Source organism: Haliea sp. E17, assembly GCF_048323675.1.
GTDB lineage: Bacteria > Pseudomonadota > Gammaproteobacteria > Pseudomonadales > Halieaceae > Mangrovimicrobium.
Genome location: NZ_JBLWFK010000005.1, coordinates 251,735 through 273,288, shown reverse-complemented (window position 1 = coordinate 273,288; position 21,554 = coordinate 251,735). Strand labels below are relative to the sequence as shown.

At 63.1% G+C, this 21,554-nt stretch carries 16 protein-coding genes; 9 read left to right on the top strand and 7 right to left on the bottom strand.

What is annotated here, in order from left to right; translation table 11 throughout:
* Positions 1 to 206 precede the first annotated feature (206 nt).
* Entirely contained in the window at positions 207 to 1,607 is a 1,401-nt protein-coding gene (locus ACNKU3_RS14680; protein ID WP_418260256.1) for an FAD-binding oxidoreductase, read from the bottom strand.
* 301 nt (positions 1,608 to 1,908) lie between these two features.
* On the opposite strand from ACNKU3_RS14680, the gene serA reads away from it, so the two are divergent.
* The 6 genes from serA (at position 1,909) to ACNKU3_RS14650 (ending at position 11,426) form a co-directional block, all read left to right on the top strand.
* Entirely contained in the window at positions 1,909 to 3,138 is a 1,230-nt protein-coding gene (gene serA, locus ACNKU3_RS14675; RefSeq protein ID WP_418260255.1) for a phosphoglycerate dehydrogenase, read from the top strand.
* Positions 3,139 to 3,217: 79 nt separating this feature from the next.
* The gene (locus ACNKU3_RS14670) at positions 3,218 to 3,748 is read left to right on the top strand and encodes an RNA polymerase sigma factor (protein ID WP_418260254.1); all 531 of its coding nucleotides are present in this window, start codon (positions 3,218 to 3,220) and stop codon (positions 3,746 to 3,748) included.
* Between the two features lie 126 nt (positions 3,749 to 3,874).
* Complete coding sequence (locus tag ACNKU3_RS14665) at positions 3,875 to 4,864, top strand: FecR family protein (RefSeq protein ID WP_418260253.1); 990 nt, start codon at positions 3,875 to 3,877, stop codon at positions 4,862 to 4,864.
* Positions 4,865 to 4,953: 89 nt separating this feature from the next.
* Positions 4,954 to 7,932, top strand: coding sequence for a TonB-dependent receptor (locus ACNKU3_RS14660; protein WP_418260252.1), 2,979 nt, complete (start codon positions 4,954 to 4,956; stop codon positions 7,930 to 7,932).
* 103 nt (positions 7,933 to 8,035) lie between these two features.
* Positions 8,036 to 8,512, top strand: a complete 477-nt coding sequence (locus ACNKU3_RS14655; protein WP_418260251.1) for a hypothetical protein — start codon at positions 8,036 to 8,038, stop codon at positions 8,510 to 8,512.
* 256 nt (positions 8,513 to 8,768) lie between these two features.
* Positions 8,769 to 11,426 (top strand): TonB-dependent receptor, encoded by a 2,658-nt coding sequence (locus ACNKU3_RS14650; protein ID WP_418260250.1) that lies wholly within the window; start codon positions 8,769 to 8,771, stop codon positions 11,424 to 11,426.
* Between the two features lie 91 nt (positions 11,427 to 11,517).
* On the opposite strand, the gene ACNKU3_RS14645 is transcribed toward ACNKU3_RS14650, so the two are convergent.
* Positions 11,518 to 13,077 carry a tetratricopeptide repeat-containing sulfotransferase family protein gene (locus tag ACNKU3_RS14645; protein ID WP_418260249.1) on the bottom strand — a complete coding sequence of 520 codons (1,560 nt, stop codon included), beginning with the start codon at positions 13,075 to 13,077 and terminating at the stop codon, positions 11,518 to 11,520.
* Positions 13,078 to 13,124: 47 nt separating this feature from the next.
* On the opposite strand from ACNKU3_RS14645, the gene ACNKU3_RS14640 reads away from it, so the two are divergent.
* The gene (locus tag ACNKU3_RS14640; RefSeq protein WP_418260248.1) at positions 13,125 to 13,715 is read left to right on the top strand and encodes a YhgN family NAAT transporter; all 591 of its coding nucleotides are present in this window, start codon (positions 13,125 to 13,127) and stop codon (positions 13,713 to 13,715) included.
* 107 nt (positions 13,716 to 13,822) lie between these two features.
* Here ACNKU3_RS14640 and ACNKU3_RS14635 read toward each other — a convergent pair whose 3' ends face one another.
* The 4 genes from ACNKU3_RS14635 to ACNKU3_RS14620 form a co-directional block, all read right to left on the bottom strand.
* The gene (locus ACNKU3_RS14635; RefSeq protein WP_418260247.1) at positions 13,823 to 14,404 is read right to left on the bottom strand and encodes a YceI family protein; all 582 of its coding nucleotides are present in this window, start codon (positions 14,402 to 14,404) and stop codon (positions 13,823 to 13,825) included.
* An 88-nt stretch (positions 14,405 to 14,492) separates the two neighbouring features.
* The gene (gene parE / locus ACNKU3_RS14630) at positions 14,493 to 16,379 is read right to left on the bottom strand and encodes a DNA topoisomerase IV subunit B (protein WP_418260246.1); all 1,887 of its coding nucleotides are present in this window, start codon (positions 16,377 to 16,379) and stop codon (positions 14,493 to 14,495) included.
* 192 nt (positions 16,380 to 16,571) lie between these two features.
* Positions 16,572 to 17,414 (bottom strand): 3',5'-cyclic-AMP phosphodiesterase, encoded by an 843-nt coding sequence (cpdA, locus tag ACNKU3_RS14625; protein WP_418260245.1) that lies wholly within the window; start codon positions 17,412 to 17,414, stop codon positions 16,572 to 16,574.
* A gap of 24 nt (positions 17,415 to 17,438) precedes the next feature.
* Positions 17,439 to 17,852, bottom strand: a complete 414-nt coding sequence (locus ACNKU3_RS14620; protein ID WP_418260244.1) for a DUF1249 domain-containing protein — start codon at positions 17,850 to 17,852, stop codon at positions 17,439 to 17,441.
* Between the two features lie 290 nt (positions 17,853 to 18,142).
* Here ACNKU3_RS14620 and ACNKU3_RS14615 point away from each other — a divergent pair, with 290 nt between their 5' ends.
* Positions 18,143 to 19,516 (top strand): TolC family outer membrane protein, encoded by a 1,374-nt coding sequence (locus ACNKU3_RS14615; RefSeq protein ID WP_418260243.1) that lies wholly within the window; start codon positions 18,143 to 18,145, stop codon positions 19,514 to 19,516.
* 6 nt (positions 19,517 to 19,522) lie between these two features.
* On the opposite strand, the gene waaA is transcribed toward ACNKU3_RS14615, so the two are convergent.
* Complete coding sequence (gene waaA / locus ACNKU3_RS14610; protein ID WP_418260242.1) at positions 19,523 to 20,791, bottom strand: lipid IV(A) 3-deoxy-D-manno-octulosonic acid transferase; 1,269 nt, start codon at positions 20,789 to 20,791, stop codon at positions 19,523 to 19,525.
* 133 nt (positions 20,792 to 20,924) lie between these two features.
* On the opposite strand from waaA, the gene ACNKU3_RS14605 reads away from it, so the two are divergent.
* Positions 20,925 to 21,542 (top strand): class I SAM-dependent methyltransferase, encoded by a 618-nt coding sequence (locus ACNKU3_RS14605; RefSeq protein WP_418260241.1) that lies wholly within the window; start codon positions 20,925 to 20,927, stop codon positions 21,540 to 21,542.
* Positions 21,543 to 21,554 lie beyond the last annotated feature (12 nt).

The window sequence follows — 21,554 nt, the reverse complement described above, 5'->3', positions numbered from 1 at the left end:
TTGGCGGTTTTCGCGGGGGGTATTTGCCGAAAGGACTCGGGACGACTCTCAGGGCCAAACATGAACACAAGACAGAGTGGCCCACAGGACCAGTTGCATCACGTCGGGACCATCGAAGGCCCGGAGTTTCCTACAAACGAAGTTAACCGGTTTGCATAAGTCAGGCTTTCAGCTCCAAAAGCACTGGAAATCAACCAACTGATAAATCAGAGATCAAAAATCTTGCCCGGGTTCATGATCCCCTGCGGGTCAAAGGCCTTCTTGATCTGCCGCATGATCTCGATTTCCAGCGGCGAGCGCGAATACTGCAGGTAGTCTTTTTTCAGCAGGCCAACCCCGTGCTCCGCCGACACCGAGCCGCCGAAGCGCTGCACGATATCGAACACCAGCTTGGACACTTCGCCGCACTGCTCGCGGAACACATCGATGTCCAGCGCCTCCGGCTTGAGGATGTTCAGGTGCACGTTGCCGTCGCCGATATGACCGAACCAGATGATTTCGAAGTCCGGGTAGGCCCCGTTGACCACCTCTTCCACCTCGGCCAGGAACTCCGGCACCCGGGAAATAACCGTTGAAATGTCGTTTTTGTAGGGCGTCCAGGGCGTGATGGTCTCCGAGATGTCCTCGCGCAGGCGCCACAGGTTCTGCGCCTGGGAGAGACTCTGGCTGACAGTGCCGTCGAGCACCCAGCCCTCTTCCACGCAGCGCTCGAAGGCGGCCATGGCGCGGTCCAGGGTGTCTTCGCCGGTCTGTTCGAATTCCAGCAGGGCGTAGTATTCGCACTCGGTCTCGAAGGGCCGCGGCAGGCCCTGGTGGGCCACCACTTTTTTCAGGGCCGGTTCGGAGAAGAATTCAAAGGCGCAGAGGGGGACTTCCGCACGGAAGGCTGCGAGCACTTCCATGATGGCCCCCATGTCGGGGGCGCCGAGGACCATGACCGCCAGGTCCTGGGGCGGCTGGTCCAGCTGCATGGTGGCTTCGACCACGATGCCGAGGGTGCCCTCGGCGCCGATGACCAGGTGGCGCAGGTCGTAGCCGGTGTTGTTTTTCACCAGCCCGCGGTTGAGATCGAGCAGTTCGCCGGTGCCGGTCACCAGTTTGAGCCCGGCCACCCAGTCGCGGGTCATACCGTAGCGGATGACCTTGATGCCGCCGGCGTTGGTGGAGATATTGCCGCCGAGCTGGCTGGAACCGGAGGAGGCGAAGTCCACCGGATAGAACAGGCCCTGCTCCACTGCATATTGCTGCAATTGTTCGGTAACGACGCCGGCGCCGCAGCGCACGGTGCGGTCCACCGGATTGAAATCCTCGATCCGGTTGAGGCGGTCCAGGGCCAGCACCAGCTCCCCGTTTTTGGCCACGCCACCGGCGCTCAGCCCGGTGCGGCCGCCGGAGGGGACGATGGCCAGGTTTTCCCGGGCGGCGAGGCGCACCACGTCCTGCACTTCGGCAATACTGCCCGGCAACACCACTGCGCAGGGCATGGGCGGGTAAAAGCGGGTCCAGTCGCGGCCGTAGTGCTGCAGCGACTCCTCGTCAGTCAATACGCGGTCGGCGCCGACGATGGCTTCAAATGCGCTTTGCAGTGCGGGATCGATTGCAGCCAAGAGGCCTCTCCGGGTTCTATTCAGTAATCTGGGGGTTCGATTTAGCGTGTGTGGCGGATACTTGCCGGTGGAACCGTGAGGCGACAGGGATGCCGCCGACCGAGCCTGTACATGGATGTACGCTTTTTGGCGTGTTCCACCGGCAAGTATCCGTCACGCGCGCGCCACGCACCAGCCAAGTGGCCGGGCTGGGTAATTTTCACACAGCGCTGATTCAACGGCCGCATATGGTACCATACGCCGCCTTTTTTCCGCCCCACTTCCGATCGGGGCGACGCCATCTCAACAGGACCGACCGCACATGGCCAGACAGTCACTGCCCAAGGAAAAGATCAAATTCCTGCTGCTGGAGGGGGTCCACCCCTCTGCCATTGAAACCCTCGAGCGCGACGGCTATACCAACGTGGAAGTGCACAGCAAGGCACTGCCCACCGAGGACCTGAAAGCCGCCATCGCCAACGCCCACTTTGTGGGTATACGCTCCCGCACGCAGCTGACGGAAGAAGTCTTCGAGGCGGCGAAAAAGCTCGTGGCCGTCGGCTGTTTCTGTATCGGCACCAACCAGGTGGACCTGAAAGCGGCGACCTCTCGGGGCGTTGCCGTTTTCAACGCGCCGTTTTCCAACACCCGCAGCGTCGCCGAACTGGTCATCGCGGAGGCGATCCTGCTGCTGCGCGGCATCGCCGAGAAAAACGCCGCCGCCCACCGCGGCGAGTGGATGAAAACCGCCACCCGTTCCTATGAGATTCGCGGCAAGAAGCTCGGCATCGTTGGCTACGGCAATATCGGCATGCAGCTCGGCATCATCGCCGAGAGCCTGGGTATGCAGGTGCTGTTCTACGACGTGGTCAACAAGTTGCCGGTGGGCAACGCCCGCCAGGTTCCGAGCCTCAACCAGTTGCTGGCCAGTGCCGACGTGGTCAGCCTGCACGTGCCCGACACCCCCTCCACCCGCAACATGTTCGGGGCCGACCAGCTCGCCCAGATGCCCGATGGCGCCATCCTGATCAATGCCTCGCGCGGCACCGTGGTCGATATTGACGCGCTCGCCGCCGCCCTCGAGACAAGGAAACTGGGTGGCGCCGCGATCGACGTTTTCCCGGTCGAGCCGCGCTCCAACGACGAGGAGTTCGTCTCGCCCCTGCGCAAGTTCGACAACACCTTCCTGACCCCGCATATCGGCGGCAGCACAGTCGAGGCCCAGGAAAATATCGGCATGGAGGTGGCGGAGAAGCTGGCCCGCTACTCGGACAACGGCACTACCACCTCCTCGGTCAACTTCCCCGAGGTCGCCCTGCCGGAACACGAGGACAAGCACCGCCTGCTGCACATCCACCACAACGTGCCGGGCGTGATGAGCGCGATCAACAATGTGTTCTCTGAAACGGGCGTCAACGTATCGGCCCAGTTCCTCCAGACCAACGAGGCAATCGGCTACGTGGTAATGGATGTGGACGCGGAATACAGTGACGTCGTGCTGGCCAAACTGGCCGCGGTGGAAGGCACGATTCGCTCACGGGTCCTGTTCTAGGACCCGGCAGGAACCAGCGCCAGGCGGGGCCGGTGAATTCGACTGGCGCCACGGTTGCGATGGGTGGCATGATCCCGTGGTGGAAAACGACAAAAACAGGTTTATCGCCGAACTGGTCCACGATCACCGCGCGGCCCTGGAGAGCTTCCTCGCACAGCGACTGGGCAACCCCGACGAGGCCGCCGAGCTGGTACAGGAGGTGTTCATCCGCCTGCACCGGCTGGAAACCCCGGAGCAGCTGGAAAACCCCCGCGCCTACCTCTACCAGGCCGCCAGCAACCTGGCGGTAGACCAGCTGCGCCGGCGCAAGCTGCACTTTCGTTTTCTGGCGCGGGAACAACGGGCACCGGAGGAAATCGAATTGGCCTCGACCAGCGCTTCACCGGAACAGATCCTGGCCGCGAGGCAGCGGCTCGCCGCGGTGAACGAGGCGATCAACACCCTGCCCTTCAAGGCCAGGCAGGCTTTTTTGATGCACCGGCAGAGCGGAATGTCCTACAGCGCGATCGCCGAGGAACTGCGGGTATCCGTCTCCAGCGTGGAAAAATACATCCTCCAGGCGCTGCGGGAATGCCGCACCGCCCTCGAAAACACGGAGGGGGTCCAGTGATGCAAAAGCTGGCGATAATTCGCCGGGGCATTGAGGCACTGGCGCTCTCGTTCGTTACAATTACACAATCAACACACGCCGGGCCCAGTACTCCGCAGGAATTGGCACCGGAAGTAGGGAAACCACGTGAACAGCACAGCTAATCGCCAGGACCGCGCAGCAGAAGAAGCGGCCCTGGCCTGGATAGCCCGCCTGCGTTCGGACACCGTCAGTGAGGCCGATCGCCGGGATTTTGCCCTCTGGCTGGCGGAGAGTGATTCTCACTGCCAGGCGATGGATGCGGCGGAAGCATTGTGGGGCGAACTGGGGATCATGTTGCAGGCACAGCCGCAGCAGACCCGCAGCTTTTTCCGTGTCGTTCAGCGTAGCTGGATCCCTGCCGCGGTGGCCACCGCGGCAACCCTGATGCTGGCCGTCCTGTTCTGGACCGGCGGCAACGAACAGCCGGCGGGCGACATATACCGTACCGCCATGGGCGAGCGCGCGGATATCGAACTCCCGGATGGCTCCCATGCACTGCTGAACACCGAAACCGTCATCCGGGTCGTCTACAGTGACGACCAGCGCTACATCGACCTGCAGCGCGGGCAAGCCTGGTTCTCCGTGCAGAAGGACAAGTCAAAACCCTTCGAAGTGGACGCTGGAAATACCCGGGTCACGGCCCTGGGCACCGCTTTTGACGTGTACGTGCGCGACACTGCTACCGAAGTCACCGTCACCGAAGGTGTGGTCAGCGTTACTGAACTCGGCGCAGTCGCCAACCGCGCGCCGAGGGTCGAATTGCTGCACCTGCACCAGTCACTCCAGGCCTCCCCCGGGGAGTGGGACGTGTCACAGCAATCAGAACTGTCCGTTCAACAACGCCTGGCCTGGCGCGAGGGACGCCTGGTGGCCGACGGCATTCCCCTGTCCGACCTGATAGCCCAGCTGCAGCGCTATTACCCGACCACCTACCTGCTGGGCTCCCCCGGGCTTTCCACGCTGACGGTCTCCGGGGTATTCGACCTCGAGCAGCCACAGTCCATCGTGCGGGCCCTGGAAGTCAGTTTGCAGCTCGAAGCCCGGCAGTTGGATGAAGATACCGTGCAATTGGTGAAAATCACGCCTATCGACTGATAGCGTTGCCATAGGCTTCCCCCCTCGGGGTACAATCCCTTGTTTACGCCATAGAACCAATGCGGCCGTGGCCGCTGCCACGGCTACCTATGTCCTGTACGCAAGCGACGCCAATCACCCGATGTCGGGGCATCCAGGCTCTCGGAGGGCCGGCCCTGTTATGGGCCGTACTCAGTTTCACCAGCCCCACCGCCGTCGCGTCAGCCCCAACCACCATCCGCTTCCAGATTGACGCCCCGCTGCTGTCCACGGCACTGATTCAGCTGAGCAGGCAGAGCGATCTGTCCATCGTGTTTTCCGACCACGCCCTGCGCGGACTGCCGGCCGACACCCTGTCCGGCAACTTCACCCTCGACGAGGCGCTCGATCGCCTGCTGGAAGACTCCGGGCTGCACTGGGAACTGGTGGACCAGAGCGTTATCGCGGTGTTTGCCGACAACTGCCCGGACTGCCCGAACCCCCGGGAGCTGCTGGACTCCCACCCGGTCTATGTTCCCGGGCTCGAGGAGACCTATGTGTACAGCACCCGGGTAACCGGTTCGAGAATCCGGCGCTCCAGCTATACCGGCGGCGGACCAGTTGACATCATTACGCGTAATGAAATGGAACTCAGTGGTTCCCAGAGTATCGGTGAACTGCTGAAATTCGTGCCCGCGGTTTCCGGCAACGCCACCAGCACGGCCATTTCCAACGGTGGCGATGGCACCGCAACCGTGACCCTGCGCGGCCTGCCAGCCAATAACACCCTGGTGCTGATCAACGGCCGCCGGGTTGCCAATGACGGCCTTGCCGGGGATTCCGTGGACCTCAACAGCATTCCCCCGGCGGCGGTGGAGCGGATCGAGATCCTCAAGGACGGCGCCTCGGCGATTTATGGTTCCGATGCCATTGCCGGCGTCGTCAATATCATCACCAAAACCGAGTTCAGCGGCTTCCTGGCCGAGGGCTTCTACGGCGCCACCGACCGCGACGACCTCGAAACCGACGCCCAGACGCTGCAATACGGCACCGGTTTCAGCCGGGGTTCGGTATTCATCAGCGGCTCTTTGTACCAGCAAAAGCCCATTTACAGTCGCGACCGCGACATTTCCGCCAACGCCGACACCCGGGCGCTGGGCGGCACCGACCAGCGATCCAGCGCGACAGCGGATGCGCGGGTCACTCTGCCCGATGGCCAGACCCTGATCGCGACACCCCAGGGGTATCGCGAAGCCACCAGTGAAGACCTTTTCAACTACCAGCAGTACACCACCGCCGTGGTGCCCTTCGACCGGGCCAGCCTGTATGCCAACGGCAGTTATGACTTCGACGACTGGGTCACCGGCAGCATGGAGCTGAGCTACCTGAAAACCGATGCCGAATCGGTGCTGGCGGCCACCCCCATCTTTACTGCCATGCAACAGGAGCCCCTGGTGGTCGCCGCGGACAACCCCTACAACCAATTCGGTGTGCCGCTCACCGACGTGCGTCGGCGCCTGCTGGAGTTGCCCGACCGGCGCCAGCGCAACGAGTCCGAGGTCATGCGCGCAGGCCTCGCCCTCGAGGGCCTGTGGTCCGACTGGTACTGGGATATCGGCTATGACTGGAGCCGCAGTGAAGCGGTTGAAACCAACTACGCCATCGTCAATGCCGACCACCTGCGCCGCGGCATCGGCCCTGCCCGGGACTGCCAGGGTCCGCCACTCGACGACTGCATAGCGATAGACATCACCGGGCCCACCGGCAGCCTCACCGCGGACCAGGCCGGCTACATCGCGGCATCGGGTGAAGTCAGCGGTTACTACAAGCTGTCCACCGTCGACCTCAACATCAGCCGCGCGCTGGCCGGTTTACCGGCGGGCCGAATCGACCTGGCCGTCGGCATGGAACACCGCCGCGAGGCCACCCGCAAGCAGCCGGGCGCCCTGCTCAGCACCACCGACGTCATCGGCGCCACCAATTTCGAGCCAACCCGGGGCAGTCGGGACATCTCCGAGGTCTACGCGGAAAGCCGGATTCCCGTCTGGAAGCGTCCCGACGGGAAGGCTTCGCTGGACATCGAGGCGGCCGTGCGCTTCTCCCATTACAGCGATTTCGGCGGCAGCACCAACCCCGGCCTCGCCCTGCGCTGGCAGACCGGACCCGCACTGGCCCTGCGCGCCAGCTACGCGAGCGGGTTCCGGGCACCGAGCCTGAACGAACTCTATGAAGGTGTCACCGAGAACCAGGCTTTCCTCAACGACCCCTGCGCCCAGGCGGCCAATGTGGGCGTGCTGCCGGGCTGCAGTGCGCAATCCGACCCCAGCCTCAACCAGTTCCTGACCCTCGAAGGGGGCAACCCGAAGCTGGAGCCGGAAACCTCGGATACCTGGGGGCTGGGCCTGGTGTGGACGCCGCCACAAGTGCCCGGGCTGTCATTTTCCGGCGACATGTTCCGCATCGACCAGGACGATGTGGTCGCGTCCAGCGCCCAGTACATCGTCGAACAGAACGCGCGCAACGGCAGTTTCGCCGACCGGGTCGAGCGGGACGCATCCGGCAACCTGGTACTGGTGCGGGCAAACAACCTGAATATCGGCCGGCGCCGGGTAAGCGGTGCGGACTTCGGCCTCAACTGGCAGCGACAGGCGGGGCCGCTGGGCCAGCTCCAGGTATCCGGCAGCGCCAGCTGGATCCGGGAATACCTTTCCCAGCAGGACGCCAGCGCACCGGAACTGGATATCGCCGGCACCTTCCGCGACGCCGCTTCCGAGGGTCTCGGCGGCATTCCGCAATGGAAGGCTCAGCTCGACCTGCGCTGGAACCGCAAGCGCTGGCAGGTGGGCTATCAGCTGAACTATGTGGACAGCCTGCGCGAGCAGGTGCCGGACAGCAACCGCACACGGCATATAAAGAGCTGGGTGGTTCAGGATATCCAGCTCAACTATCGCCTCGATTTCCTCGAGGGCCTGCGCCTGACTCTCGGGATAGACAACCTGTTCGATAACGATGCGCCGTTGGCGGTGTCTGCCTTTAACGATAACATCGACGGCAGGACTCACGACCTGAAAGGCCGGTTCTGGTATACGCGCTTGAGCCAGCGTTTCTAGCCTTCGCGGCCTGGCGCATTAATCCGCGCCTTGCCCGAATGCTTCGCAACAGCAGCGCGCGCAATACGGCGCGGCAAAGTCCCCCAATATGCAGAGGCCACCCATGCGTTTTTCCTCCATTTCATTCCTCACCCTGCTGGCACTGGCAAACGGGTCCAACCTGTCGCTGGCAGCGGAACCCAGCGGGGATTTCCCCGGCGTAGAAGGCCTGATGTCCGATCAGGAGTATCGCGCGGCTGGCCTTGATAAACTCAGTCCGCAGGAGCGTGACGCCCTCAACCAGTGGCTGATCCACTACACCGCGTGGGAAGCACCCCGCTTGCGCGAGAGCTCCGACGCCGTGAAGTCGCTGGAAGAGATCGAGGGTCTTAGCGCCAACGTGAAGCCCCCATTCAAGGGCTGGTCAGGAAAAACCCGTTTCTACCTGGACAATGGCGAGGTCTGGGAACAGCGCGTGAGTGGCCGCTTTTATTACCCGGGAGAGGACACGGCCGTCACCATCCGACGCAATACACTGGGCTTTTTCGAGATGGAACACGTCGCCAGCGGCCGTTCCGTGGGCGTCAAAAAGATAAAGTAGTCTTTCTATTTCAGGGACTTACCCTGCATTCCTGAGACCAAATTTTGGTACTTTGACAAGTTCCCGGGCAAAAGTGTGAATTTGTCACATTTCTGCCCGTGCCACATGAGGCCGACTCCCCTTTCTTCGTTTACATTGGGTGTACAGTGGCTATCCGCGGCCACCTCACGATTGAATGAAGATACTGAATGAACATACAACAGGGGTATTTCATATGTTGAGGAAAAATCGTCTCACTCTAGCGGTCTCTGCCGCAATGGGCCTGGGAGCAGCGGCATTCCTGCCTCAGCTTGCCTTCGCCCAGGGCAACGCAGCAGAAGAACAGGTAGAAGAGGTCGTAGTTACCGGTTCGCGCATCGCCCGCGACCAGTTCACCGGCCCTACTCCGGTGGTATCCGTAGATTCGGAAGCCATCAAGAGCCAGGGTTTCACCAGCACCCAGGACATCCTGAACAGCCTGACCCAGAACACCGGTGGCTCGCTGACCCAGCAGGAAACTTTCGGCTTTACGCCTGCCGCATCCGGCATTGACCTGCGCGGCGCCGGTCTCGGTCGCTCACTGACCCTGATCGACGGCCTGCGTGTGCCCTCCTACCCGGTAGGCGCCGGCGGCACCATCACCTTCACCGATACCGCGAACATTCCCATCGGCGCCATCGAGCGCGTGGAAGTGCTGACCTCCGGTGCATCGGCGATTTACGGTGCCGACGCCATGGGTGGTGTTATCAACATCATCATGAAAGACGATTTTGAAGGCGTCGAGTTCAGCGTTCGCGCTTCCGACACCGACGAGGGCGGCCGCGCCACCCAGACCGCGTCCATGATCGCGGGTACCACCAGCGACAAGTCGTCCACCATGTTCTTCATCGAGTATGAGAACAAGGAAGACCTGTTCGCCAACCAGCGCAAGAACTTCGACATCGGTGACGACTTCGCCTTCGACAACCAGTGGGGCTCCTACAGCTCCTACGGTGCGGCACTGCGCAGCTTCTCCGGCCTGCCGGTCAAGACCCTGAGCCCCGAAGAGTGTACCGCTCGCGGCATGCAGCCCTGGGATATCATTCCCGGCACCAACATCTGTGGTTTCAACCGGACCAACTACCGTCACCTGTTCCCCGAACAGGACCGGCTGTCCACCATGCTGCGCAACCGTTTCGACTTCACCGATGACATCAGCCTGAAAACTACGCTGAACTACACCCGCTCCAATGTCCACAAGGAAATTGAAGCGATGCCGATCGACGAGTACACCTTCTACGTCGAAAACGGCATGGTTGAAGCCATCTCCGACCGCTCTGGCAGCAACGCCTTCCTCGACCAGGCCACGGCTTTTGACGGCGACTTCGCCGACCTGCCCGACGGCGGCTACTACTACACCCGCCGCGCCATCGAGTACGGCCCGCGTACCGAAGACTACAAGACGGACAACTTCCGCTTTGCCACGGAGCTGGACGGCAAGCTGTTCGACGACCACGACTGGCAGCTGGGCTGGAACTGGGGCCGCCAGGCGGTCGATACCAATTCTCCCGGCTACGCCAGCGCGGAAAGCTTCTTCCGCTACATCATCGGCGAGACCAATGGCGCCAACGGCAACTCCCTGCTGAAGCCCATTTCCGCCTCCGACCTGGCCGCCACCCGGTACAACCCGACTGCCAACGACGAATCCACCCTGACGGGCGCTTACCTGAGCTTCCAGGGCGATATCGCCGAGGCGCCTGCTGGCACCGTCAAGTACGCGGCCGGTATCGAAACCTACAAGGAATACTTCACCCGCGACGCCGACGAAGCGTCCAAGAACAACGAAATCCTGTCCACTGGCGCCTCTGGCGGTGCCGGCACCCGGACCTGGGATTCCGCCTACGGTGAGATCCTGATCCCGGTATTCGACAGTGTTGAAGTAACCGGTGCGGTACGCTACGACGACTACAGCGACTTCGGTGACAGCACCGTATTCCAGTTCGCCGTCGAGTGGCGTCCCATCGACCCGCTGCTGCTGCGTGCCAGCTGGGGTGAAACCTTCCGCGCGCCCGACCTGGCCCGCGTCTACGGTGACCCGGTGTTTGGCTTCCAGCAGATCACCGACCCGCAGGGTTGTGCGGCGGCCGGCGGCAGCATCGGCCCGGGCAGCTCCATCGCGGCCTGTAACGGCGAGCTGTACATCGACTCCAACTCCGGCGCCAACCCGGACCTCGACGCGGAAACCGGCGAGAGCTGGAACGTGGGCGCGGTATTCGAGTTTGAGTTCGCCGGCGACTGGCAGTTCTCCGCTGACTGGTGGCACATCAACATCGATGACATCGTCAACGAGATCGATGCGCAGACCATTGCCAACGACCCCGACACCTACGGCAACCTGATCACTCGCAACCCGACCACCGGCTTCATCGAGGTGATCAACGCGACTGCCCAGAACCTGTCGTTCCTGGAATCCGAGGGTATCGACTTCGCGCTGTCCTACTCCATCGATACGGCGATCGGCCAGTGGGTGTTCAAGACCAACTCCACCTACATGCTGACCTACGATGACCAGTTCACCGCGGACGACCCGGTCGTTGACTACCTGGAAGAAGGTTCCATCCCCGAGTGGAAGGCCAACTTCACCGTCAACTGGTACATGGACTCGTTCTACGCCACTGCCTTCGTCACCTACCTGGGTGAGATGGAAGGTATCAACGCCCGCTTCTTCGATCCGGGCGACATCATCGGTGGTGAGACTGTCGACGACCAGTGGCGCTTCAACCTCTCCGGCGGTTGGGACATCACCGACAACTGGTCTGTCCAGCTGGGTGTAAACAACGTCACCGACGAAGGTCCGAACGAAGATCCGACCGAAACCGGCTGGCCCGAGTACAACCAGTCCTACTACGATGCACTGGGCCGTGAGTACTACGGCCGCATCACCCTGCGCTTCTAAGCGGGGTTAACGGCACCGGCCAGGGCCGGTGCCTCCCAATTGAAAACCCGCGCTTCACGGCGCGGGTTTTTTTATTGCCGCCTGAAACTGCCTACCGGGCCAGCAGGGCCTGCAAATCTCCAAGCTGCGCTGCGTAACGCTTCCAGATGCCGATGGAGGATGTATAGATTGGCTGGCGCACCTGCTCGGAACTCGCCGTATGGACTTCGCGCCCGCTCTGGTAAAACCTCTGGCAGCTCTCCTCGAAGCCCACTCCCAGCGCCTCCAGCAGCCGGGTGATTTCACCCTCGGGATCGGTCACCAGCTGTTCATAGCCGACATTGACGATACGCCCCGGCAGTAAGCCCTCCCAGTGCGCCATCAGGCGCCGGTACTGGTTGAAATAATGGGCCATGCGCTCTTCGCTGTAGGCGAAATTCTGTTGCCGCGCGAAGTGGTGCCGGAGATTGGCGACACAGCAATCCAGCGGGTTGCGGTACACATGCACGATCGGCGCGCCCGGAAACAGCATCTGGATAAAGCCGATGTGCAGGAAGTTATTGGGCAGTTTATCGGTAAAAAAAGCCCGTCCCGAACGCAGTTGGGGGGCGCAGGCATTCAGGTAATCCCTGCCCAGCAATTCCAGGTCGCCCGGCCCCAGCGATGCCACGATATGCGGATAGCGCTGCCGGGGGTCGCTGCGCGAGCGCAGGCTGCGGGTCAGGCGGGGCAGGGAAGGCAATTCCCGGGTGCCTTCGATGGCGCTGTGGCTGGCCAGTATCTGCTCCACCAGGGTCGAGCCGGAACGCGGCAGGCCGACAATGAAAATGGGGGAGGGCTGCGAAGGGGGCGTTCGCGAAGTGACTGCCAGTTGCTGCGCGGGAAAGGCCTCTATCACCGCGTCCACTTCCGCCTGAAAGGCCTCCGCGCTCCAGGGGCGCAGGGATTCCCCCAGCCGGTTCCCCCGCCGGTAGCAGGACCAGGCCCTATCGAACTCCCCCCGCTGGTCATAGGCCGACCCCAGGGCGAACAGGGTACCGAGCGCCGCGGCATCCTGCTCGCTGCCGGCCGCCAGCGAGTGCTCCATGGCGTCCAGTTCCGCGTCACTGAAAACATAGTCCTTGAGGTTGGCGAGACTGTGCCAGGCGGTACCGCTGGTGGGATGAGCGCGGCAGGCGCGGCGATAATTGTCTATCGCTGCAGGCTTTTCGCCCAGCGCCCGCGCTGCGTGGCCAGCGCTGAGCAGCCCTGCCAGGTTGTCGGGATCGCCAGCCAGCACCGCGCGATAACAGGCCAGCGCGTCACTGCTGCGGCCGAGCGCCGAGAGGATGTCACCACGCTTCAGGGAAGCGAAGCTGTCAGTGGGATCGAGGTGATAAATTCGCCGGTAGATTTCCGTGGCGGCGACCAGCTCGTCCATCAACTCCAGCACCTGGGCCAGTTCCCGCAGCGCGGGCAGGTTATCCGGCTGCGCCTGCAGGACCCCGCGCAGTGCCATCTGGGCGTTAGCCAGGTCGCCAGCGCCGCGACAGGCGCAGCCTAGCAGGTACCAGGCTTCCCAGAGGTCGGGCAGCGCTTGCACCAGCTCCATGCAGTGGTTGATCGCCGGTTCGAATTGACCGGCCTGGAGCAGGGCGCGGATTGAAGCGAGATCTGCCGCGGCGTCTTTCATTCACATGCATTCCTTCAGGAGCAGCGCTTAGGCTATCCTTTATCCCCATGGAAATCACTTCAGCCTTTATCACCCTGCTTTTCGTCATGGACCCCGTGGGGAACGTGCCGGTATTCCTTGCAGTTCTCAAGGATGTGGACCCGGCCCGGCGGCAGAAGGTGCTGATCCGCGAGCTGCTGATCGCCCTGGTGGTACTGCTGATCTTTCTCTGGGGCGGCGGCGCGTTGCTCGAATTGCTGGGGCTGCGCCAGGAGTCCATCAGCATCGCCGGGGCTATCATCCTGTTCCTGATCGCCCTGCGCATGATCTTCCCCTCGCCCCACGGCATCATGGGCCAGATGCCCCAGGGGGAGCCTTTCATCGTGCCCCTGGCCATTCCCATGGTCGCCGGCCCCTCCGCACTGGCGATTTCCATGCTGTTGGTCACCTCCAACCCCGGCCGCATGCTGGACTGGACCCTGGCACTCGTCGGCGCCTGGGCGGCGGCGGCCATCATGCTGATGTCGGCGCCCCTGCTGCTGCGCACGCTGGGCGACCGCGGCCTGACCGCCATGGAACGCCTGATGGGTATGATCCTGGTGATTATTTCCGTGCAGATGTTTTTCGAAGGTGTGCAGAAATTCTTTGTTGGCCAGTAAACACCGCCGCGGAAACCAGCGCTGAAGGAATTTCCGGGAGCGGGGGAACCAGGTGATCCCCGGCCCTGGGCAGGCCGGGTAATCGGGGCAGGGGAGTCAGGCGCCGCTTACTTCGCGGCTTCCTTGAAGGAGAGGTTCAGGCTCACCGGCACAGCGGTGCTGATCGCCTTGAGTCCCGCCACTTCACGCAGCGCCTCAATACCGCCGTCGAGACCGAAGTCACCGGCCTTGATGATCAGCGGTTGTGAGGTCATCGCGCGCATGCTGGCGCCGTCGCTGAACACCGTCAGCGGCGCGCTGATGGTTTGCTCAAGGCCGTGCAGGGACAGGGTAACCGGCACCTCGGTAGTGATGGTGGCGCCCTTGCCGACCTCATCGAGAATTGCCGGATCAACCTTCGCACTCACCGTGGCGGTCGGGAAGGTCGCCGTATCGAAGAGCATCTCGCGCAGGCGCTCGTTGCGGATCGGGATCATGGTCTCGGCGCTGTTGAGATCGATGGTCAGGGAGACCTGGCCGTCCTCGCCAATGTAACCTACCAACCCGCCGAAGTGATGGGTTTCGGCAACGGCATTATTCTTGATGGAAATGAAATAGATACTGGAATGCGCGTTATCCAGTTCCCACTGGGCGAGAGCGGGAAAGGCGCACGAGAGCATCGTTACGCCACAAAGCAGTTTCTTCAGCATGATGGGTAATCTCCTGTTGTCGCTGGGTGAATCGGCCCGTAACCATGGCACAAGTTGCGCGCTCGGCAAACCATTTCCACCGTGAAGCCTAAACAACCTCCGCCAGGTCGCCCTTGCTTTCCAGCCAGCTCTTGCGATCCGACGCGCGCTTCTTCGCCAGCAGCATGTCGAGCATCCTGTGGGTGCCGTCGCCGGCGTCCAGGACCAGCCTGACCAGGCGCCGGGTATCCGGGTCCATGGTGGTTTCCCGCAGTTGCAGGGGGTTCATCTCACCGAGCCCCTTGAAGCGCTGGACGTTGACCTTGCCGCGGATTTTTTCCGCCTCGATACGGTCGAGCACGCCCTGTTTCTCGCCTTCATCGAGGGCGTAGTAGACCTCCTTGCCGATGTCGATACGGTACAGCGGCGGCATCGCCACATAGACGTGCCCTGCGGATACCAGTGCCGGGAAATGGCGGACGAACAGGGCGCAGATCAGGGTGGCGATGTGCAGGCCATCGGAGTCCGCGTCGGCGAGGATGCACACCTTGCCATAGCGCAGGCCGGAGAGGTCGTCGCTGGCGGGATCGATACCCAGTGCCACCGAGATATTGTGTACTTCCTGGGAGGCCAGGATTTCCTGGGAGTCCACTTCCCAGGTATTCAGGATCTTGCCGCGCAGGGGCAGGATAGCCTGGAACTCGCGGTCCCGGGCCTGCTTGGCGCTGCCGCCCGCGGAGTCGCCCTCCACCAGGAACAGCTCGGAGCGGCGGGTGTCCTCCCCGGAGCAATCGGCCAGCTTGCCGGGCAGGGCAGGGCCGGCCGAGACCTTTTTGCGCACCACCTTTTTCGCGCTGCGCAGGCGGCTCTGGGCGTTGTTGATGCACAGCTCGGCAATTTTCTCGGCTTCCACGGTGTGCTGGTTCAGCCACAGGCTGAAGGCGTCCTTGGCGACCCCGGAGACAAAGGCCGCGGCTTCACGCGAGGACAGGCGCTCCTTGGTCTGGCCTGAGAACTGCGGGTCCTCCAGCTTGGAGGAGAGCACGTAGGCACAGCGGTCCCAGATATCGTCGGGGGTCAGCTTGACGCCCCGCGGCAACAGGCTGCGCAACTCGCAGAACTCGCGCATGGCGTCGAGCAGGCCGGTGCGCAGGCCGTTGACGTGGGTGCCGCCCTGGGGTGTCGGGATCAGGTTGACGTAGGATTCCGCGGTAACCTCACCGCCCTCCGGCAGCCATTGCACCGCCCAGTCCACACCCTCGTTGGAGCCGCTGAAGCTGCCGATGAAGGGCTGCTCCGGCACCACCGGGAAATCGATGGTGGTGTCGGCCAGGTAATCGCTGAGGCCGTCCTCGTAGTACCACTCCTCGCTCTCGTTCTTTTTTTCGTCCCTGAACTTCACCCGCAGCCCGGGGCACAACACGGCCTTGGCGCGCAACAGGTGGGTGAGGCGTCCCACCGAGAAATTCACTGAATCGAAATATTTCGGGTCCGGAGTGAAGGTCACCGTGGTGCCGGTATTGCGTTTGCCGCAGCTGTCGATGACCTCGAGGTCGGAGACCTTTTCACCACCGGCAAAGCGGATGCGGTGGACGCCGCCATCGCGGCGGATGGTCACGATCAGGTCGCTGGAGAGCGCGTTGACCACCGAGACGCCCACCCCGTGCAGGCCGCCGCTGAACTGGTAGCTCTTGTTGGAAAACTTGCCCCCCGCGTGCAGTGTGGAGAGGATCACCTCGACGCCGGGCTTGCCCTGTTCCGGGTGGATATCCACCGGCATGCCGCGGCCGTTATCACTGACGGTGAGTGAGCCATCGGCGTGCAGGGTGACATCGATCTGGTCGGCGTGGCCGGCCAGGGCCTCGTCGACGCTGTTGTCGATGACTTCCTGGGCCAGGTGGTTGGGGCGGGTGGTGTCGGTATACATGCCCGGGCGCTTGCGCACGGGCTCGAGACCGGTGAGGACCTCGATATCTTCTGCGGTGTACTGGCTCATTCAGGCTCTGGGGTGCTGGAAAACAGGTTCCGGGTCATTGTACACGAGGCTGGCTGCGGGCGTGTGTACTAGCTGAAATTTCCCATCGGCGATACACCCGCGGCCACTGCGGTCGGGGCCGCCCGCCTGGCTGCGATGCTGGTGTCATGCGCTGGGGTTTACAGCCCGGGCGGCTCTGCCGCGGTCTCCCGGCTAGAGATATCCGCAGGATTCGAGGTCCACATTGAAATCCGCACCGGTCACCCGCGACACGCCGCTGCGAATGTCGCCATCCCGGGTCAACTCCAGCCAGCGGTATCCCGGGGGCTGGTCGTCGGCCTTGAAGCCGCTGCTGCCCGGGGCAAACTGCACGCAGGTGGAGGGCGAGGCCATCAGGGCAACAGCGCCGCGACGGCGGTCGATGTGCTGGTGCACATGCCCCCACAGTACGCCGCGCACCACCCCGGGAAAGGCGTCGACAAGCGACCAGAAGGCGTCGGCGTCACTGACCATCTGTTCATCCAGCCATTCACTGCCGATGGCAACCGGCTGGTGGTGCAGGCAGACCAGCGTATGCCATGTATTGTCTTGCGCTCGCACCAGGGCATCGCGCAAACGCGCCAGTTCTGTCTCCCCGAGGCAGCCTCCCACTTCCCCGGGCACCTGCGAATCGAGCATCACAATTTGCCAGTTACCTGCGAGAATCGCGCCACACAACTCGCCGCTGTCGCCGAGCGCCGCAGCCATTTCCTGGCGATTGTCGTGATTGCCGGGCAGCCAGCAGGCAGTAGCGGGAATCCGCTGCAGGTAGCCCTGCAGGCGGCGGTAGGCGGATTGCGCACCGCGGTCGGAGAGGTCGCCGGTGGCCAGCAACAGGTCAATGTGGCTGCGCTCGCGCAGCACCTGGTCGATCACCAGTTGCAGGGAACGATCGGTATCCATACCCAAAAGAGTACCGCCGGGCTCTGCGCAGAGATGGGTGTCGGTCAACTGGACCAGGTGCACACTGTCGCCGGCAGGGGTGATGCTGCACTGCTTGTCGTTCGGGGACGGCATGGAAATCGGCGGCGTCGGGCGGCTTCAGGCCCGGGGGTCAACGCAGGCGGCACTGCGGCCGTGCGCCAGACAATTTTCCAGCCAGTCCGCCAGGAAGCGGTTCTGCTGGGCCTTCTCGTCCTGCTGGTGCATCTTGGGATTGGGGTAGCCATAACGCGGCTGCACCCGGCGATGTGACTGGAAGCTGCCCACTTCCAGCATTCCGGCATCGTGGTAGGCGCGCACCTCCATACGCAGGCTACCGAGCCAGCGATCACTGCCGTGCAGTTGCTGCACCCGGAAAATGGTCGTATAGCGTGAACGATCGGCGACTTCGACGGTCACATGTGCGCCACCGACGAGGAATTCACGCCGGTTGGTGGTTTCATAGTTGGGGAAAAGTCGAATCAGACGCGCGTAATTGGCCTCGCAAACTGCATGCAGTTCGACGAGGTCCAATACTGGCTGTCTGTGTTTCGCGTGTTGCAAAAACGCCTCCCGAGGCTTCACCACCACGCCCCAGGCAAGCCTGGCCAAAGGAACCCCAGCGTGGACATGGCTTGAGTGTAACACTTATGATATTCGGCGCTACGGGCATTTTTGCGCTGCTCATCACACAATACAAGCCCAACCCCAGACTGGTACACTTGCGCCGCAGCGCGACCTTTAACGCGGCGCAGCATAAATGAGGAAACAACATGAAACAGACCGGAGTAGCACTCCTGGCCTTGGCTGTAGCGTTTGCGGCAATGCCTGCACGAGCTGACTCTCTGCTGGACATTTACGAACTCGCCCTGGAGAACGATGCCCAGCTGAAAACCGAGGAAGCCCAGTACATGGCCAACCGGGAAGCGAAGAACCTCGGGCTCGCCGGACTGCTGCCCCAGGTCGGCGCGCAATACGCCCGCTCCGGCTCCGACTACGATACCAAGTCCGAGAACCTGCAACTGGGTCCGGACGGCGTCGTCAGTGTCGACAGCAATACCACCACGGATACCATCACCAAGGGCTGGCAGGTCTCCCTCAGCCAGCCGCTGTTTGACCTCGCCGCCTGGTTTGACTTCAAGCAGGGCAAGGAACTGACCAAGCAGGCCGAATCCACCTTTGCCGGCAATCAGCAGAACCTGATCGTGCGCGTGGTGCAGGCCTATCTCGCGGTACTGCGGGCCCAGGATAACCTGGAGGCCTCCAAGGCCCAGGAGCGGGCCTTTGAACGCCAGCTGGAACAGACCCAGCAGCGCTTCGACGTCGGCCTGATCGCCATTACCGATGTCTACGAAGCCCAGGCCGCTTACGACCTGTCGCAGGTCAACCGTATCGTCGATGAAAACAGCGTCGCGGTGGCGCTGGAACAGCTCTCGGTGCTCACCGGGCAGAAACACGACAACCTAAACGTACTCGGCGAGGATTTCCCCATCACCCCGCCGCAACCGACCGATCGCGCGGCCTGGGTGGATTTCGCCCTGCAGAACAACTTCAGCCTGCAGGCTGCGCGCTACGCCGAGGAGGCCGCGCGCCAGGCGTCGCACTCCAGCACCTCCGAGCACGCACCGACCATCACCGGTACCTACGCCTACTCGGACAACGAAACCGACGGCAGCCGCACCATCAGGCCGGCCACGGACTTCCTCACCTCGCCCTATAACACCAGCGAGGGCGATGTGTGGGAGCTGCGGGTACAGATGCCCCTGTTCGCCGGCGGCGGCATTAGCGCCCAGCGGCGCAGGTCCGCGCAGGAATACCTCGCCGCGCAGGAGAGCCGCGTCAACCTGATGCGCAACACGGTTACCAACACCCGCTCACTGCACATGACCGTCATGAGCGACGTCACCCGGGTAGCCGCGCGCAAGCAGAGCATTGTCTCCTCGAAGAGCGCCCTGGACGCCACCCAGGCGGGCTATGAAGTCGGTACCCGCAACGTGGTGGACGTACTCAATGCCCAGCAGACCCTGTACGCGGCGGAGCGCGATTACTCCAACAGCCGCTACGACTACGTCATCGACCTGCTGCAGCTAAAGGAACAGGCCGGCCTGCTGAGCCCCGAGGATGTCATCAAGCTCAACTCCTTCCTCAAGGAAGCGCCACCGCCCAGCGCCAGCGCGACCACGACGACTACCAGGTAAACCCTCTCAGTGGCCGGGCAACAGCCCGGCCACCATTGCCACTATTCGCTCCCGCGCTCCGCGGTTTGCCGCCACCACGGCCAGCGCCGCACTGCCCATCGCCTGACAGCGCACAGAATCCTGCAACAGCCCGCGGACACAGGGCGCCAGTTCTGCACCGCCGGCCAGTTGCTGCATACCGCCACCCGCCAGCAGCAAGCGGGTAATCTCGCTGAAGTTGAACATGTGCGGGCCACAGAGCAGCGGCACTCCCCAGGCCGCCGCCTCCAGGGGGTTCTGTCCACCGTGGGGAATAAAGCTGCCGCCGACCACGCACAGCGACGCCACCCCGCAGAACAGGCGCAGCTCGCCCATCGTGTCGCCCAGCAGAATGTCATCGGTCGCCTGCACCGCAATACCGCTGGAACGGCGGACCACGACAAAACCGGCGGCGCGGCACAGGCCGTCAACCTCGTTGAAACGTTCCGGATGTCGGGGGACCAGCAGGCACAGCAGGTCCGGCACCACCGTTCGCGCACTGCGGAATGCCTCCAGAATCACTGCTTCTTCGCCGGGGTGAGTACTCGCTCCCAGCAACACCGGGCGGTTCAGCTGCGCGCGCAAGTGCGCTGCCAGCGATTGCAGCTGCGCATCCAGGGCGAAATCAAACTTCAGACTGCCCGTGACCGCTGCCCGCCCGGGGTCCAGGCCCAGGTCCACCAGCCGCGCGGCATCCTCCGCCGACTGGCAGGCGGCGAGATCGAGGTCTGCGAGCATCTGTCGGGTCAGGCGCCCGAAGCGGGCATAGCCGCGGGCGGAACGCTGCGACATCCTGGCATTGGCCAGCAACACCCGACAGCCCTGGCGGCGGCTGTGGTGCAGCAGGTTGGGCCACAGTTCGGTCTCCATCAGCACCAGCACCCGGGGCTGCACCCGACGCAGGAACCGGCGCACCGCACCGGGCAGGTCCCAGGGGCAGTAGACATGAAACACCGCGTCGCCGAACAGGCCACGCACCAGTGCCGAGCCGGTCGGCGTGGTGGTGGTGACAACCAGCCGGGCTTCCGGGAAGCGCTCCTGCAGGTCCTCGATCAGGGGCCTGGCCGCCTGGGTTTCGCCAACGGAAGCGGCGTGAATCCAGATCACTGGCTGGCTGTTACCCTGCAGGCCGGGAAAAACTCCGAAACGCTCTCCCAGGCGCCTGCGGTAGGCGGGGGCGCGGCGCGAGCGCCACAGCATGCGCAGCAGCACGGCGGGCAACAAGAGATAGAACAGGGCGCTATACAGGTAGCGCATCGGCGGCTCCAGACCGGGATTTACGGGGCCCAGAATACCTCAAGCCTCGCGCCGATGCGTATCGCTGTGCGCGATCCTTGCCTCCACCGTACAAACCCGCTAACTTTTCCTGCCCCGTAACACAGCCAATGCCATGATCCCCGACCTCCCCGACAACATCGATGCCATCAAGGGTTTTCTTGCCAGTGACGAGGGGGAGGCGCTGTACCGCCACGCGCTGGAGGCCGGCAGGCTGGGGCCGGTCCTGGAAATCGGCAGTTACTGTGGGAAATCGACAATCTACCTGGGGCTGGCCTGTCGCCAGGTCGACGCCACCGTATTCGCCCTCGACCACCACCGCGGATCGGAAGAACACCAGCCGGGGGAATTCTTCCACGACCCGGACCTGTTCGACCGCAACGCGGCCCAGTTCGACAGCTTTGGGGAATTTCGCCGCAACATCCGCGCCGCACAACTGGAGGATACCGTGGTGCCCGTGGTAGCCGGCTCTGCCGCCGCCGGCCGCCAGTGGCGCACGCCGCTCGGTATGCTGTTTATCGATGGCGGGCACAGCCTGGATGCGGCGCTGCTCGATTACCGCTGCTGGAGCCCCTGGGTTTTACCGGGTGGCACACTGGCGATTCACGACCTCTTCGAGGACGCCTACGAGGGCGGACAGGCGCCTTTCGCGATTTACCGCATGGCACTGGCCTCGGGCCTGTACCGGGAAGTGGAACGCGCCGGCAGCCTGGGGCTGTTGCGACGCCTCTAGAATCCGGGCCTG